Source organism: Leifsonia sp. RCC_180, assembly GCF_058138205.1.
The window spans coordinates 2,362,037-2,378,870 of the sequence record NZ_CP200340.1 but is presented as its reverse complement, the minus strand read 5'-3'; the positions used below and the strand labels follow the sequence as shown (position 1 = coordinate 2,378,870).

Below are 16,834 nucleotides of genomic sequence, written 5' to 3'. Positions count from 1 at the left end.
CACGGGCCGGGGCCAAGGAGTCGCAATTGTGAGGCACGTCCGGCGGCGGGAGGGACCAGCCGTGCTCTGCTTGGCGCTACCGTGGGGCCGCCTGAAACCCGGTGCTCCCGCTCTTACCTCACGGCTCGACCGGACGTGTCGAAAGCTCAGACCACTTCCGTGGTCGGTTTGTGACACCGATTAATGCACATCCCGCGGCCCGGATCTGCGGGGTGGACGAGGTGCGCGTGAAGTGTTCGAATGAAGCATGACCTACGCCGTCGTATCCGTTCATACACCGCTGCCGGAGCACCGCGCAGCGGTGCTCGACTCGATGCAGCGCTATGGCCGGGTCGCCAGAGCTCAGCCGGGCCTGGTGTGGACGGGCGTCGTCGATGACGACAGCGGACGGTTCGTGGGGATCGCGTTGTGGGATTCCGCTGACGCGGCGGCGGCAGCCCGAGGGGCGCTGATGGACGAGGTCGGTGACGACCCCTTCACGACGTGGGACGAGCGGCCCATCGACAGTCTGCGGGGGCTGGTGCTCTGACGATGTCGGCTCTCTAGCACAGGGTGAAGGCAGGGTGAAAACGCCCGGCCGACGTGCTGGTGCCCCTAGCATGTGAACGGTCTCTCGCCGGTCGCAGGTGTCGTGTGGGAGCTCATTCAACGTCGCCCGACCGCGACAGAAGCAGAGGATTTTCTGTGTCGAAGACTCGTGCCGGCAAGGTAGCCGCTGTCCTCGCGGCGGCAGGACTGGCGTTGGGCGGACTGCTCGCGATCGGTGTTCCGTCCGGAGCCGCGCAGGCGGCGCCGATGGGATGCCGCAGTAGTTTCTTTTACGCCAACACTGCGCAACTGCGCATCTGGGAACGGACGGTGTCGGGGACGGACGTTCTGGCGGCGACGAGTTCGGTGCCGATCAATGGTCTTGCCCAGGATCCGACGACCGGCAACCTGTACGCGTTCTCGAGCGGCGCCGGACTGACCTCGCACCTGTTCCGCGCGGACGCTGACGGGTCGGTCACCGACCTGGGAGTCATCGCGGGAGTGTCCGACGCCAACGGCCAGGTGTACTCGGCGGCTTTCGACCACACGGGGAAGCTGTGGGCGGAGTACAGGGCGCCCGGTAACCAGCTGTTCCCGATCGACGTGGCGAATGTGACAGCCGGGACACCGGTGCCTCTCAGCGCAGGCCCGAGCCAGGACATGGCCGAGCTGAACGGCACCATGTACGCCACGCGCAGCACCACACTGGAGCGAATCGACCTGACCACCGGGACCGTGACATCCGTGCCGCTGCCCGGCCTCATCTTCCCCTCCGGACCCTCCCTGTGGTCGATGGATGGGCACCTCTACGTCAGCACGGGAGGCACCCGCATTTCAGAGATCCAGAATCCGACAAGCGCGACGCCGACCCTCAGCCCCACCGTGGCGACCCTGCTGACGGTGGTGGCCGGAGACGGCGCATCCTGCGAGACGGCCGGCAACCCGTTCCTGAACGCCGTGGCCGACGACCTGACCGGTACCACCGTGTACTCAGGTGTCGGGGGAGCTGCCGGGAACGTCTTCGCCAACGACCTGCTCAACGGTGCAGCCTTCCAATCGGCCGATGTGACCACCTCCGTGCTGAGTGACGGTGGCCTGACCGGCGTTGCCGTTGCCGCTGACGGCGCCCTGACAGTTCCGGCGGCGGCACCGGCCGGCACCTACGCCGTCGGCTATCGGATCTGCCAGACCGCTGACGGCCGCACCGCGGTGTGCGATACCGCTACCGCCACGGTCCGGGTCACCGCAGTCCCCGTAGTGGATGCGGTCGATGACAACTTCACCGCGACCCCGATCGCCGCGGGCACCGCCGGTACTGCGGGTAATGTCTTCGCCGATGACACCGTGGACGGCGCCCCTGTCGCTCCGGCATCCGTCACGGCGACCATCACCGCCGGCGGCGGCCTCACCGGCGCGGCTCTGACTGCTGCTGGCGATCTCACGGTTCCGGCCACAGCCGCACTGGGTACCTACGCGGTCGCCTACCAGCTGTGCGCGGTCACGCCATCCACCGCGTGCGACACCGCCACTGCAACCGTGCGGGTCGTCGCAGCTACCACTCCTGTGACGCCGCCCGGCGCGGGCACGCCCGGCAGTTCCGCGCCTGTCGGTTCTGGTGTCACGCCCGTGACTCCGGTTGCCGAGGACCTGGCATCCACCGGCTCCGACATCACCACCACGGCGGGTGCGACCCTGGGTGGAGTCGCCGCCGTGATCGCGGGTAGCGCCCTCTGGCTGCTAGCCCGTCGCCGCAGAGCCTCCGCATTCTGATTCGCAGCCCCGACCCACCCCGCCCCTCAGGGCAGGGTGACCGGCGCATCTGACAGGACGCCGTGCCGCGTTCCGAAGAGATACACGACACCGATGCGATGGTCGCCCGCTGTCCACCCATAGACCGCGCTCGCGGCACCCGCACCGTCCAGGGTGAGGATGTACTGCGTCGCGACCCCGTCGGCCCACACCTGGGCTTTAGCACCGGCCAGCCCATCCTGCACGAAAAGCGAGACCGTATTCGGAGCGCCGCTCGCTGCGACCGTGGGGACGCCGACACTGCCGCTCGCCGGTGAACTCTGCGGCGACATGTTGCCGAGACGATCTGTCTGCTCGGCGGAGAGCGCGTAGTCAGGGTTCACCGTGATCAGCTCGGGAGAGACCCACGCACCCTGTTGGTCGGCCAGCACGGTGCCCAACGGGCTCCCGTGGTCGAACAGCTCCACGGTCGCTCCGGGCTCGGCCGTGCCGGTCACCACGGGCGCGAGAAGTGCTGCGGTGGCACCGGTGCCAGTGTCCACTGAGGTGATGACCGGGGCAAGCGCGGTGCGATCGATGCTGACCTGCACCGTGGCGGGTGAGGATGCGCCGCCGGCGGTCGTCTGGGTGATGGAGAGCGTCCAGCCGCCGTCGCTCAGCGCAGAGAGGTCGGCAACGAGGCTCCACGTCCCCTGCGCCGAGACCGTGGCCGACCCGACGGCTGGCGACGCCGTGATGGTGGCGCCCGGCTCGCCGGTACCCTCGAGCGGCAGGGTGCCGGCAGCGGTCGTGAAGCCCGGGGGGAGCACGGTGGTCACGGCGGGGACGCCAGGAATCGGGACGACGACCGGCGGAGAAGTCGGTGTGACCGGGACAGCGGGCGACGCGGGGGCGGCCGGAGCAGCCGGCGCATCCGCGACGACGGGTGCAGCGATCGGCGGGGGAGTCGTGTCCGGGGTGTCTCCTCCGTCGTCGGGCCGGCCGGGTGGCGGCGCGACGGGAAGCGGGGTCGAGGGCTCCTTTGTGGGTGACGTCGGGGGCGAGACGGATGGGGACGGCTGCGCGGTCGATGCCTCAGCCGTGGTCGCGCGGTCCTGATCGGCTACGAAGAACCGCGGTCCCAGGACCGCCGCGCCCGCGATGCCGGCTGCGACCAGGACGCCGGCCGCGGATGCCGCGACGATCACAGTGCCGCGCCCACTGGTCCTGCCCACCCTCTTCACTGCGGCGGAACCCGATGGGATGCCGTGCGCGGCGGACGCGGCCCCAGCCGCAACCTGCGCAGCGCCCGCCTTGACGGAGGCCGCGTAGGCGGCCGCGCCGCCGATCCCCAGGAACAGCGGGAGCAGCACGAGAGTCAGATGGGATCCGACCTTGTGCGCCTCCGCAGCGACGATCGCGCATTTCGCGCATTCGGCCAGGTGCCGGTCCATTCGGGCGGTCTCCCGCTTTCCGAGCCCGCTGCGGCTGTACGCCCCGAGGCGCTCGGTCACCCACCGGTGCTCCGAACCCTCAGGACTGGACTGGATGTGCGCCTGGATCCACGCCTGACGCAGTCCCTCCCGCGCGCGGTACGAGAGCGCGGCGACACCGTTGGCCGTCAGGCCGAGCAGCGGCGCCACGGCCGCCGGCGGCATCCGCTCGACTTCCGAGTACCACAGCACCTCCTGCCAGCGCGCCGGCAGCGACCGGAAGGCGAGCGCCGTCAGCGACCGGTCGAGCGCATCCATGCTCGCGGCCTCGGTCGAGGACGGGTCCTCGACGGCTGTCGCATCCTCCAGCGCGACCTCGCGGCGGCCTGAGCCCCAGGACGCGGCCACGTTCCGGATCGTCGTGAACAGGTAGGGCCGGAACCCGGCGGTGGGCCCGCGGCCCTGCCGGACGGCGGTCAGGATACGCGCATACGCCTCCGAGACGACATCGTCGGGGTCGGCGTCGGTGAACCCCCGGGCGACGGTGAGGCCGGCGGAAGCGTGGCGCCTCCACAGCTCGGCGTAGGCCTGGTCGTCGCCCGCGCGCGCCGCATCGACGAGGTCGGAATCCGATGGCTCGGGCGTCGTGACCAGGTCTTCCTCCTCTGCCTCCCCGGGGAGCGATGAACGGGTCACGAACCGGCGCACTCTCTGACTGTGCACGCCGAGAGCACCCGCCTCACGTCGGCGGGTGCTCTCGGCGTCGATCGGGATTCGGGTCTCCCGTCGAAGCCGCCGTCGGGTCGGCGTCGACACGTTCCAGCACCGATTCGGGCGGCGCCGGTGATGCGTATTCGGGTTACGCACCGACAGAGAGACGAGGAAAGTCGTGAATCATGACGCGACTTCGAAGATATATTTGTCCGCCCGCGCCCGATGAGGGTTTCGTCGAGCGTCATGTCGCACACGGTACCGGGGGAACGCACCTCGAATCGCGGTTTTCACCCGCGGATCACCCTGCACCCGCGGAACGCCCTGAGGCCGTGAGCCGTCAGTCGCGCTCCACTAGGAGGTGACGATCGAGCGCCACAGCGATCGCGTCCTCCCGGTTCGTTACCCCGAGCTTCCGGTAGATGCTGCGCAGCTGCGTCTTCACCGTGTTGGACGATACGACCAGCGCCGAGGCGATCTCGGCGATGGATCCGGTCTCGAGCAACCGAGCGAGCACCGCGAGTTCGCGGCTGCTGAGCAGCAGATCCGGCCCCCGCTCCGTGAGCAGCGCGCGGAGAGGAGCGGACTCCACCAGTTCGGCGTAGCCGGCGTCGCGCAGCGCATCCATGACTCTGACGAAGTCGCCGCTGGGGAGGAGCGTGACCGCCAAGCGCTGCTCCGTCCGCTCGAGCAGGGCACCGAGGTGGTCGATCACGCCGCGGCTGCGGGCGGTGGGAGAGAAACGGGTCAGGATGGCCGCCTCGAGTGCCGCGGCTTCCGCCGCGGCACGGGGCGTCAGGTGCTGCGTCGTCGCCCGCTTGAGCTGATTCAGGGCCGACCCTGTCCGCTCCAGTGAGAGGTCCACCCGCGCCTGCTCGATCTGGCGAAGGGCACCGGGAGGGGCGTCGCGCTCCACGATCGCCGCCGCCGCATCCGGGTTTCCGAGCGCCAGCTGGAGCAGAGAACGGCTGCGGGCGAGGCGGGCGCGCGCCGTCGCCGACCGGCCCTCGGCGCCACGCAGCGACACGTAGGCCTCCAGGCCGGCCAGAGCCTTGCCCGGCTGGCCCTCGACGAGGCCCGCGGCAGCCTCCACCTCCGCCTCGGCGATCCAATGCTCGATCGTCGTGCGGTCATGTACCAAGGCATCCAGGTGCCCTCGCGCTGCAGACGTATCGAACGCTTCCAGGGCGAGCACGGCCTCCGCCAGCCGGTAGAAGGTTCCGGTGTACATGCTGCGCTGTCGATCGTTCCAGGGGCCGGTCCGCGCATACTCCACAGCCGCGCGAGCCTCGGGGAGCTCCCCCTGGAAGGCGTGGATGCCGGCGGTCATCGCCAGATTGCCGAAGCCGGAGGACGGCGGTGTGGTGGGCGTCTCCGCCAGCCCCTTGGCGAAGGTCTCCAGGGCGCGGTCCGTGTCACCGCTGTAGTACTGGGAGATGCCGACCTGCGCGTACATCCGGGGCAGATCCCGGACGCCGGACCGCTCCTCATCGCTGAGGCGGTCCAGGGCCTGGACCGCTGCCTGAGCCGCTTTCGCTGCCATCCCCATTCGACCCAGTAGCCGATAGGCGGCTGCCTCCGCGGACCGGATCAGGGCGCGGTCGACAGGATTCAGGGTTAGGTTGCGCGGGGCACGCGCGGCGCGGACGGCGATCACGAAGTATCGCAAGGCCCGGACGCGGTGATACCCGATCGTGTTGTAGATCAGCCCGAGCATCATCGCCAACAGCGGCTGCGATCGCAGCGTGGGGACGGGCGCGCGCTCCAGGAGGACCCGTGTCGCCTCGCCGTGCTCACTGACCAACGGGAACCACCCCGACCGGACGGCTGCCGATGCCGCCGCCCAGTCGTCCCGATCGACCGCGGCCTTCAGTGCGTCGAGGGAGTCCCGGCCTGAGGAGGCGTGCTCGTATGCAGTTCCACGATTCGCGTTCTCACTCACTTGCCCTCCATACTCCATTGTCCTGGACGGCCGGTCGGAATGTTCCACCACGTGCGAGCCAGTCGCACATTCGTGCCGTAGCGTTGTGCTGCTGAAGGGGGAGAGCCACGACACCGCAACCGATCGCCGCGGCCAGCTCCGTGCGGGTACGCCACGACGGCGCATCCGCGTGGACACCGGACGGCGTCGACGTCGAGGTCGCCCCTGGCGAGGTGCTGCTCGTTCTCGGTCCCAGCGGCTGCGGCAAGTCGACCTTCGCCTTGACCTTCAACGGGCTGATCCCCCACGCCGTCCCGGCGGAGCTGGAGGGGACCGTTACCGTCGGCGGTGTGCCGACGGCCGGCGTGGGAGTCGCCGAACTGAGCGTCCGGGTCGGGATGGTGTTCCAGGATCCGGAGGCCCAGCTCGTGACCCGCACGGTGCTCGACGAGGTGTGCTTCGGTCCGGAGAATCTGCTCCTGGCGGCAGCCGAGGTGGAGCGTCGGGCCGAGGCGGCGCTCCGCGCGGTGGGACTCTGGGACCGGCGCGATGATGCCCCCGACATCCTCTCCGGCGGCGGCAAGCAGCGGCTCGCCATCGCCTGCGCGCTCGCCATGCAGCCGTCCCTCCTGGTGCTCGACGAGCCCACCTCGAACCTCGACCCCGCAGGCGCCGAGGAGGTCTACCGTCTGCTCGGCGAACTGATCGCCTCCGACCCGAGCCGGTCGATCGTGCTGGTCGAGCACAACGTCGACCTGGCGTTGACGGTGGCGGACACGGTGCTCGTCCTGGACGCCGACGGGCGGCCGTTCGCGAGGGGACCGGCGCGTGAGGTGCTGCGGGCCCGCGCGGAGGAGCTGGACGAGCTCGGTGTCTGGCTGCCCACGCCCACGTCGGCGGCCCTACGGCTGCGGCGCGCGGGCGCCCGGATCGATCCTCTGCCGCTCACGGCCGAGGAGTTGGCGGAGGCGCTGGCCGGATCGGACATCAGCGTTCAGGAGCGGCCTGGGCTCGCCGCGGCCGCACGTCCGCTCCCCGCGGTGACGGTGCGCGACCTCACGGTCACCGTCGGCGGCCGCCGCATCCTGGACGAGGTCTCGCTGCAGGTGGATCGGGGCGAGTTCATCGCCATCGTCGGACCGAACGGAGCCGGGAAATCGACGCTCGTCCAGCTCCTCGCCGGGGTGCGCCGCGCGCCCCGCCGGGCGGTCGAGGTGCTCGGGATGGATCCGTCACGCACCGCCGGCCGATCGGCCAGGCAGGCAGTCGGCTTCGTTTTCCAGAACCCGGAGCACCAATTCGTCGCCGACACCGTGGAGGCGGAGCTCGCCTTCGGACTGCGGCAGCGGCGGCTCGCAGACGAGGAGATCGGGGATCGGGTCGAACGGATGCTGACCCGGCTCGACCTGAGCGCTCAGCGCACTTCGCATCCCTTCCTGCTCTCCGGTGGGCAGAAGCGCCGTCTCTCGGTCGGCACGGCTCTCATCGAGGATGCGCCCATCCTGGTGCTCGACGAGCCGACGTTCGGCCAGGACCACGCGCGCGCGAACGAGCTGCTCGACCTCCTCGCGCGGTTGAACGACGAGGGCACGACCGTCATCGTCGTCACGCACGATCTCGGGCTGATCGGTGAGTACGCGACTCGCATGGTTATCCTCGACGGCGGACGGGTGGTCGCTCAGGATGAGACCGCCCGCATCCTGGGCGATATTTGGCTGCTCGAGGAGCACGCACTGCGGCAGCCGCCGCTCGTGCGGGCTCTGGCCGGACCCGACATCCCTGATGGGCTTCGCGGCGTGACGCGGCTGGCCGACCTGCCGGGGGCGCCATGACGGCACCGGCCCTCCGCCTTTCTGCGCCGCCGCCCAGGGCGTTCCTGTACCGGCTCAACCCGTTGGCGAAGGTCGCGGCGGTCGTGCCGGCGTGGATCGGCTTGCTCGTCGCGCGAGACATCGGCGTTTCGCTCGCGCTCGCCCTCGCCGCACTCGTGCTCGTTCTCGTCGGGGCGAGGCCGCGGAGTGCGGCGCTCCTGCTTCTGCTGGTCGCCTTCCCGGCCGGCGTCCTCGTGACCTCGCTCGGGTTCGCGCTGTGGGCGCCGTCGTTCGGCGCCGGGCTCGCGACGGGTGTGCGGCTGGGTGCGCTGGTCGCCCTCGGTCTGGTGGGTGGGCTCACGACCAGTGGTCCCGACTTCGCGCGGGCGCTCACGGCGCAGCTGCGCATCCCGTACCGCTTCAGCCAGGCGGCGGTCGCGGCGTTCCGGTTCGTGCCGCGGTCGGCTGCGGAGCTCACGCTCATCCGGCAGGCGTTGAGGGTGCGCGGGGTGTTCCCGGGCCGCGGCCCGATCGCTGCGGTGCGGCGGGCGACCGCGACGGTGGTGCCGCTTCTCGTGTCGAGCATCCGGCATGCCGATCGCGTCGCGCTGGCGATGGAGTCGCGGGCGTTCGGCGCGCACCCGCAGCGGACGGAGCGCCGCCCCGTGCGATGGCGCGCGAGCGACACGGTGTTCGTCGTCGCGGGATGGATCGTGATAGCGGGCGCGCTGGCCCTGATCTGAAGATGGGGCGGAATCCGCCCCCCAGCCAGGGGTGATTCCGGCCCGCTCAGGGTGAACCGGGGGTGAAAACCGACCGTTCGGGTGCCAGATACCGACACACTCTGTGTAAATCCCGATAGCGGTCGTGTTCCCGCGCGCCCGCCCCGTTCTGCTCGAAGGACACCGTGTTGCTTACCCGTCTGCGCTCTCTTCTCCTTCCGTCCCGCGGCCGCCACAGCCGCCGTACGCTTCGCGCCCCGGCGAGTGTCGCCGCGGGCATCGTGCTGGCACTGATCGGCGCCGTCGCCATCGGCGCCCCAGCGGCCAACGCCGACGACCTCGGCTCGGGTGTGCTGAACCTCTCGAAGACGGCGAATGTCACCGAGGTGGACCCGGGGCAGAGCTTCCTCTACACGATCAACTACGGCTGTTCCTCCACGACCACGGGCTGCGTGAACGCGACGCTGACCGATCCGGTCCCGGCGCCGCTGCAGATCGTCGGCAAGCCGAACGTGGTCGGCGCGGGCAGCGTGACCACGACGGTCAACGGCAACACGGTGACGGTCGCGTTCGCCGACAACGTGCCCAACACGGTGCCGGCCAGCACGGGCCTCGCCGCGGGAACCACCGGGTCGGTGCAGATCCAGGTGACGATGCCGGTGGATGTGGACAAGAGTTTCGACGGGGTCCAGCTGACCAACACGGCCACGTTCCAGGCGACCAACGCCTCGACGGTCAGCGGCGCCGTGCCTGTCACCGTCCACGTTCCGGATGTGATCCAGGCGAGCGTCTCGAAGACCTGGACGCCCGGTTCGACGCAGTACAACCCGGGCGAGACCTCGCAGGTCGCGCTGTCCGTGAGGAACACGTCCAACATCCCGGCCACCAGCCTCACGATCGCCGAGCCCGCCGATCCGGCGGCGCCCAGCAGCACCTTCTCGTACTACGACCTGGCCGGATTCGGCGCCGTGACGTTCCCGGAGGGTGCGGACCAGGTGCAGGTGATCGCCCTGACCGCGGGCGGCCCGGCCGCCGGCCCCGTCGGCGCGACGCCTCAGCTGGCCGCAGGCGTGCAGCCGGGCGACGTGACCGGACTGCAGTTCGTGTTCTCCTCCAGCACCGGTGACACCATCGCGGCCGGAGGCGCGGCCGGCTCTGTCGCTCTCACCCTCGCCCAGCGCGCCGCCGACCGCACCACCGCCGCGAGCCTCGTGACCGGTGGCACACGTACCAACCAGGTAGGCGCGACCGTCAGCACGCCGAACGGCGATGGTCAGGCTCCGCCCGCCTCCGCACAGCAGGTCGTCGCCCCGCTGACCGTGAGCGTCGCGGCCGACAAGTCGTTCGTCGAGCGGCAGATCCCGGCGGGCGAGTCCTCCGTCGGAACCCTCGTCGCGCGCAACACCTCCACCGGTCCGCTCACGAGTCTCACCGTCCGTGAGCCCGGAACCGGCAGCTTCTTCACCGACAAGGTAACCTTCGGCGGCTTCGCGACGGGCGCGGCCTGGCCGCAGGGCGCGACCGGCGCGACCGTGCAGTGGTTCGTCAACACGGGTACTGCCCCGGCCGACTCGTCCTTCGATGCAGCCTCCGGCCTGCCCGCCGCTCCGACGCTCACCGGCGGTCAGTACCTGACCGGTTTCCAGGTCGTCTACACGGGCACCATCGCCACCGGCGCCTCCGCCACCATCCCCTTCACCGTGAACACCACGACGGATTCCGGCCCGACCGGCTCCGGCTTCGTCAGCTACCCGAACACCGTTACCGTCACCGGCGCCAACCCGGCGGGTACAGCGACGGATGACGCCACGGCGAACCTCGACGTCTACTTCCCCGAAGTGAAGCTGACGCTCGACAAGACCGTGACCCCGAGCACGGTCATCCCCGGCGGCACCACTCTGGTGCAGCTCTCGGCCCAGACGCCGACGGGCACCAGCTCCGTGCGACCGAACACCATCGTCGTCAGCGAGCCGCAGGACACGGCGAACGCGCCGTACTGGAACGCGTTCGACGCCACGTCGATCGCTTCGACGGCCGTGCCGTCCGGGTCGACCCTGACGATCGAGTACACCACCGACGGCACCACCTGGAAGACGCTGACCGTGGTGGATGCGACCGCGGCCTCCAAGACCTACTCCGCGGTGCTCGACAGTGTGCTTCCCGCCGGGACCACCCACTCCGACCTCCGCGGCCTGCGCTTCACCTTCACCGACAGCGACGGCTTCGGCCAGGCGACGAACGTCAAGCCGGCCATCGGCTTCACCGCCCGCGCTGACCTGCGCGACGGCTCCGGTCCCACGAACCCCGGCGCCTACCCGGCGACCACGCCCTACCAGAACTGCGCGCAGAGCCTGGCGAGCGGGAAGGTGGCCGGCGGCACGACGGTCACCAGTCAGCCGGCCGTCGACTGCGCAACGGTCAGCGTTCAGGCCACCCAGGGCGGCCCCGGTTCGCTGCTCGCTTCCAAGAGCTGGGACGGCACCAAGGTGCTGCAGGCCCAGTCCGGAACCACGACCGGCGTGACACTGGGCTGGGGCAGCCAGGTCAGCGGGATGCAGTCGATGACGATCCAGGACCCGGCCGTGCCGAGCCCGGTCGACGGCAGCGTCTTCCAGGCCTTCGACCTCGCCCGCATCGACGCGATCACCCCCACGGTGACGCAGGGCGCGGCCTTCGACCCGCTCATCCGCTGGGACAAGGTCTCCAAGGTGGAGCTGTTCGACGGGGCGCAATGGAACGACATCACGTCGGAGGCCTGCGTCTCCGCCAACGCCTGTGACGGCATCTTCCCCGGCTACACCCTGACATCCGCTGAGCGGGCCTCCACCCAGGGCGTGCGCCTGACGGTGATCGAGAGCCCGAACCGGGCCGCGCGCATCTCCTCGACCGGTGACCCGACCGCGCCGGCCGTCGGCAGCGGCGTGGCCAGCGTGAGCGCCAGCACCCAGCCGGGCGGCCGGACCATGCACCTCGACCTCACCATCCGCAACAGCGTGCGCGGCAGCACCGCGACGGACTGGGTGACCGGGACTCGCACCTACAACCTCGCGGGCTCGCCCGGCGCCGTGGACAACACCGTCCGGGTCGGCGCCCAGCCGTTCTCCGGCGCGCCCACCACCCGTGACGCAGCCGACCACGTCACGATCGTCGACCCGACCTTCACCACCAAGGTGACCAAGACCGCGTCGCCGCAGACGCTGGTCATCCCGCAGCCGGATGTGCCCGCGGCCAACTACCCGACGACGACGTACACGACCTCGGCCGTGAACACGTCGAACAGCAGCACCTGGCAGCTGCGGCTGTCGGACCCGGCGGAGTGCACCAACGCGACGACCACGAATCCGTGCGCGTTCGCGCCGTATGACGCCGCGAGCAACCCGTTCGAGCAGCTCACCCTGACCAAGATCGTCGTCGACCTGAGCCAGGCCACCGGCGTGCAGACCTCGCAGAGCAGCGTCTCGCTGCTGCATCGCGCCGCCGACGGCACCGAGACGACCCAGACGCTCAGCATCGCGGCCGCCATGGCTCTCACGCCGGCACAGCTGAACGATGTCGTCGGCGTCAGCTCGCTCTTCCGCGGAACCAACGCCCAGGGGCCGGACGGCACCGGCGGCACCATCGCGCCGCAGCAGAAGGTCGTCCTCACCCTCACCGCGCAGTTGCGGCAGACGACGCGCACGGGAGGGACCACTCCCATCCCCGGCATGATCGACAACACCGCCCACGCGACGCTGCACGACGACGTCTACCCCGGCGTGCAGGCGGCCGACCAGCAGGGCACCACTCTGACCCTGCAGAACGGCAACCTCCAGGTCACGACGGGCAAGTCCTTCAACCCGACGAGCACGCTGCAGGCGAAGCCCGCCGACCCGATCCAGGTCAACCTGCGCGCTCGCTCGACCGGGACGCTCGCGCCGAAGGTCCTGGTGATCCAGGATGCGGCGGACACGTTCTGGAACGCTTTCACCCTGAAGTCGTTCACATTGCCCAACACGCCGACGGGCGCCGACCGGGTGCAGGTGGATGCGCGCACCGGCTGGGGCGCCTCCGCCCAGTGGCAGTCGGGCACGCCGACGGCCATCGGTTCCGCAGCACTCCCCGCGGGGGTGTCGGCGAGCGACGTGACCGGGCTCCGGTTCACGTACACCCGTGCCGACGGCGCCTCCTTCGCCGCATCGAACAACGTCGACAACGTGCAGCTGAACCTGTCGCTGCGCACCACGCTCCGCGACGGCAGCGGACCGGTCACCTCGACCGTCGTCGCCCAGCCGATGCCGGGCGAGACCGCGCCGGGAACCATCTCCGACACCGTCACGGCCGACGCCTCGTACAACGGCGTGATCGCTCCGCAGGCCACGGCCACCGCGACCTTCAGCGTCGACCCGGGCACGGCCAAGCTGGCCGTCGAGAAGACGAGCCCCGGACAGGCGGCCTCGGGCCGCGAGGTCAATTGGACGCTCCGGTTCAAGAACACGGGAACGGGCAGCCTGCCGAACCCGGTCGTGACCGACACCCTGCCGGCCGACGGTTCGCTGCTCTTCGTGCCCACCAACGTCCCGACGTACAGCACCTCCACCGGAGGGACGCTGCCGGTGGACGGCGCGGCGATCGTCCGCACCTACGACGCGGCCTCCGGAACGATCCGGTTCTCCTGGCCAGCCGGATCGCAGCTCGCTCCCGGTGAGACCTACAGCATCACCATCGGCCTGCAGATCAAGCCGGGGCTCGCCCCCGCCTCGACCGCGCTCAACGGTTTCGGGGTGACGACGGACCGTCAGCTGACCTCCGCCGACTGCACCGCTCTGAACCCGAGCAACGGCCGCCCGGTGAGCTTCACCGCGAACACCTGCTCGACCAACAACGTCGTGACCACCCTCTCGCAGGGATCGTTCACCGCCTCCAAGGGCGTGAAGTCGTCGACCGGTCTGGCGCAGAACATCGTCAACCCGGCCATCCCCTGCACCGCGGACACCGACGGCTATTACCGCTACCCCTGTGCGGCGGTGAGCGCGATCGGCGCCACCGACGACTGGAAGCTCGACATGGTGAACGGCGGAAACGTGCCCGCCAAGGCGCTGACGGCGGTGGACGTGTTCCCGTACCCGGGTGACGTCGGCGTGGTCGACTCCTCCGCCCGCGGGTCGGTCTACACCCCGCGGTTCAACGGTGACCTGACCTTCGTCCCGTCGGCGGATGCCGCGGGCGCGACGATGACCTGGTACGTCACCACCGCGGCGAAGCCGTGCGCCGACGACATCACGCCGGGCAAGTCCTGCGCCCCGGGTTCGTGGCTGCCCTCGAGCCAGGTGGGCTCGACCATCCAGGCGGCGGATGTGACCGGCGTGAAGATGGTGTTCGACTTCACTGGTACCGCGACCGGCACCCTCGCGGCCGGCGCTGCGGTGAAGGTGACCTACACCAGCACCAACGTGCCCACCACGACGGCGAACGACCACCGCGCGCCCGTCGACGCACCCGTCACCGGCGTGCGGGCCTGGAACTCGTTCGGCTTCTACCCGACGTACGTGTCGGGCTCGCAGCCGGCCGGTCCGCAGGAGCCGATCAAGGCGGGAGTCATCCTCACCGGAGGCCCGCTGCAGATCACGAAGACTGTCACCGGTGCGGCGGCGCAGTACGCGCCGACCAGCTTCCAGGCCGACGTCTCCTGCACCGTGGGCGGCGTCGCCGTCGGTCTCGGCGCCAACGCTGCCGTCACGCTCAGCGCGGCGAACCAGTACACCGCGCGGATCGACGGCATCCCGACCGGCGCCCAGTGCGCCATCGTGGAGCACGGCACCGACGGGTCGTACGGCGAGGCGAGCCGCAGCGTGACGCCGGGCACGGTGACGATCACGGCAGCGGATGCCACAGCTCCCGTGCCGGACGCGCAGAAGGTCGCGATCGTCAACGACTACCCCACCACGGACCTCGTGGTGACGAAGCACGTCGACACCGCCGCGACGGCGGGCTCGTTCGGGCCCTTCGGCGTCGGCGTGGTCTGCACGGCACCGCTCGGCCAGAGCATCCCGCTTGTCGCCGCTGACGCCGCGTTCACGCTGCAGGACGGCGGGTCGCACACCATCGCCGGCCTTCCGGCGCACGCGAAGTGCGTCGTGACCGAGACCGATCCGGATGGCGCCGCGGCCACCCCGAACCATGTCGGGTTCTCGATCGACGGTGCAGCCGCGACCGACGGCTCGCAGGCGACGGTGACGCTCGGCGACGGCGCTCAGCCGACCGACGCGGAGATCGTCAACCACTACGCGGCCGGCGCCCTCGCGATCACCAAGATCGTGGACGGCGACGCGGCGGCGGACTACGGAGACGGCCCGTTCACGGTGCACGTCACCTGCGTCTACGACGGTGACCAGACCCTGTTCGACGGCGATCTCAGCATCGCCGGCGGCGAGACCCTGACCGTTCCAGGCCTCTACCCCGCGGGCACGGCGTGCTCGGTTGTCGAGACCACGAACGGCGGTGCGACCGGCAGCACGGTGGACACGCCGACCGTCACCATCCCGGGGGCGGCCGACGGCTCGGTCCCGACTGTGACGGTGAGCGTGACCAACACGTTCTCCGCCGGCAGCGTCAGCATCGTGAAGGAGCGCACCGGAGACGGCGTCGCGCGGTACGGCGCGGGCCCCTTCACCGCGCAGCTCGTCTGCACCTGGCAGAAGGACGGACAGACGCTGACCATCCCGCTGCCCGATGCCGGCGTCGTCACGCTGGATGACGCCAACGGCTACACCGCGACCGTCACCGGCCTCATCCAGGGCGCTCACTGCGACACCACCGAGACGGGCACCGGCGGCGCGACAGCTGTGGCCGTCGCTCCGGCCAACGGCGTGACCGTGCCGGCCGGGGCCCCGGCCCAGGTGACGATCACCAACACGTTCGACACCGGCTCACTCGTCATCGACAAGAAGCGCATCGGCGACGGCGTGGCGAAGTTCGGCGCCGGCCCCTTCACCATGCAGGTCACCTGCACGTACGACGTGGATGGCGTGGTCACCCCGATCACGCTGGCCGATGCCGGGAAGGTCGTCCTGTCGAAGGACAACGGCTACACCGCCACCATCGGCGGCCTCATCGTCGGCGCATCCTGCGCGGTCGAGGAGACCGACGCGGGCCTGGCGACCGCCACGACGATGGACCCCAAGGACGGCACCGTGACGATCGGCTCAGGGTCTCCTGTGACGGTCACCGTGACCAACCGCTTCGACGTGGGCCACCTTCGCATCGCGAAGACGGCCGACCGCTCGACCGCGGCCGTCGGAGACACGATCGTCTACACGATCACCGTGACCAACGACGGACAGATCGACGCGAAGGATGTCGGAGTGACGGACGTCATGCCCGGTGGCCTCCGCACGGTCAGCACGACGCCGAGCGCGACGACCACGAGTGGCGGGCTGCACTGGGTGATCCCGGGCATCGCGAAGGGCGCCTCCGCGAGTATCCGGGTGGTCGCGACACTGATCGCGCCGCAGGACACGACCAACAAGGCCACGCTGGACCCGCAGGCCGGACCGTGGGATCCCTCCACAGGTGACGGTCAGTGCGGCGACGGGGCGACGGCGTGCGCCACGGTCACTGATCCGGCTGTGCACGGACTCGCGAGCACCGGCAGCGACCTGTTCGGCTCGCTGGCTTGGGCGATGACCGCGCTGGCGGCGTTGATCGCCGGCGCCGGGCTGCTGCTGCTGCGTCGTCGCCCGCGACTCCGGAAGCGATGAACCAGACGGGATCTGGTTGGCGACCGGCCGAAGGAGGGGAAGGGTAAGCCCTCTCCGTCGAGCGGCGGGGAGGACGGGAACCTCCCCGCCGCAACCTTTTCCGTGAACTGGCGTCATGATCCGGCCCTAACGGACTCTCTTAAGCGGGTCGCCCGACACGGCCCGTCGGTCTCGGCGCATTCGGCCCGTCGAACGGCGTGACGTGCGGTGCGGTCGCGGTGAGCCGGGTTTTCCCGGCCTGGCT

At 70.4% G+C, this 16,834-nt stretch carries 7 protein-coding genes; 5 read left to right on the top strand and 2 right to left on the bottom strand.

The window, feature by feature from the left end:
• The first annotated feature begins 247 nt into the window (after positions 1-247).
• Together AB7E03_RS11730 and AB7E03_RS11725 are read left to right on the top strand one after the other, a co-directional pair.
• Complete coding sequence (locus AB7E03_RS11730) at positions 248-529, top strand: antibiotic biosynthesis monooxygenase (RefSeq protein ID WP_489941581.1); 282 nt, start codon at positions 248-250, stop codon at positions 527-529.
• Between the two features lie 155 nt (positions 530-684).
• Complete coding sequence (locus tag AB7E03_RS11725) at positions 685-2,298, top strand: LPXTG cell wall anchor domain-containing protein (RefSeq protein ID WP_489941580.1); 1,614 nt, start codon at positions 685-687, stop codon at positions 2,296-2,298.
• Positions 2,299-2,324: 26 nt separating this feature from the next.
• Here the strand turns inward: AB7E03_RS11725 and AB7E03_RS11720 are convergent, their stop codons facing one another.
• Both AB7E03_RS11720 and AB7E03_RS11715 read right to left on the bottom strand, forming a co-directional pair.
• A complete protein-coding gene (locus AB7E03_RS11720) occupies positions 2,325-4,385 on the bottom strand; it encodes a sigma-70 family RNA polymerase sigma factor (protein ID WP_489941579.1) in 2,061 nt (686 codons plus the stop codon).
• Positions 4,386-4,740: 355 nt separating this feature from the next.
• Positions 4,741-6,342, bottom strand: a complete 1,602-nt coding sequence (locus AB7E03_RS11715; protein WP_489941578.1) for a helix-turn-helix transcriptional regulator — start codon at positions 6,340-6,342, stop codon at positions 4,741-4,743.
• Positions 6,343-6,482: 140 nt separating this feature from the next.
• On the opposite strand from AB7E03_RS11715, the gene AB7E03_RS11710 reads away from it, so the two are divergent.
• From AB7E03_RS11710 to AB7E03_RS11700, 3 genes are all read left to right on the top strand, one after another.
• Positions 6,483-8,153, top strand: coding sequence for an ABC transporter ATP-binding protein (locus tag AB7E03_RS11710; RefSeq protein ID WP_489941577.1), 1,671 nt, complete (start codon positions 6,483-6,485; stop codon positions 8,151-8,153).
• Positions 8,150-8,875, top strand: coding sequence for an energy-coupling factor transporter transmembrane component T (locus tag AB7E03_RS11705; RefSeq protein WP_489941576.1), 726 nt, complete (start codon positions 8,150-8,152; stop codon positions 8,873-8,875). Before AB7E03_RS11710 ends, AB7E03_RS11705 begins: the two co-directional genes overlap by 4 nt.
• A gap of 260 nt (positions 8,876-9,135) precedes the next feature.
• Positions 9,136-16,590 (top strand): DUF5979 domain-containing protein, encoded by a 7,455-nt coding sequence (locus tag AB7E03_RS11700; protein ID WP_489941575.1) that lies wholly within the window; start codon positions 9,136-9,138, stop codon positions 16,588-16,590.
• Positions 16,591-16,834: the final 244 nt, after the last annotated feature.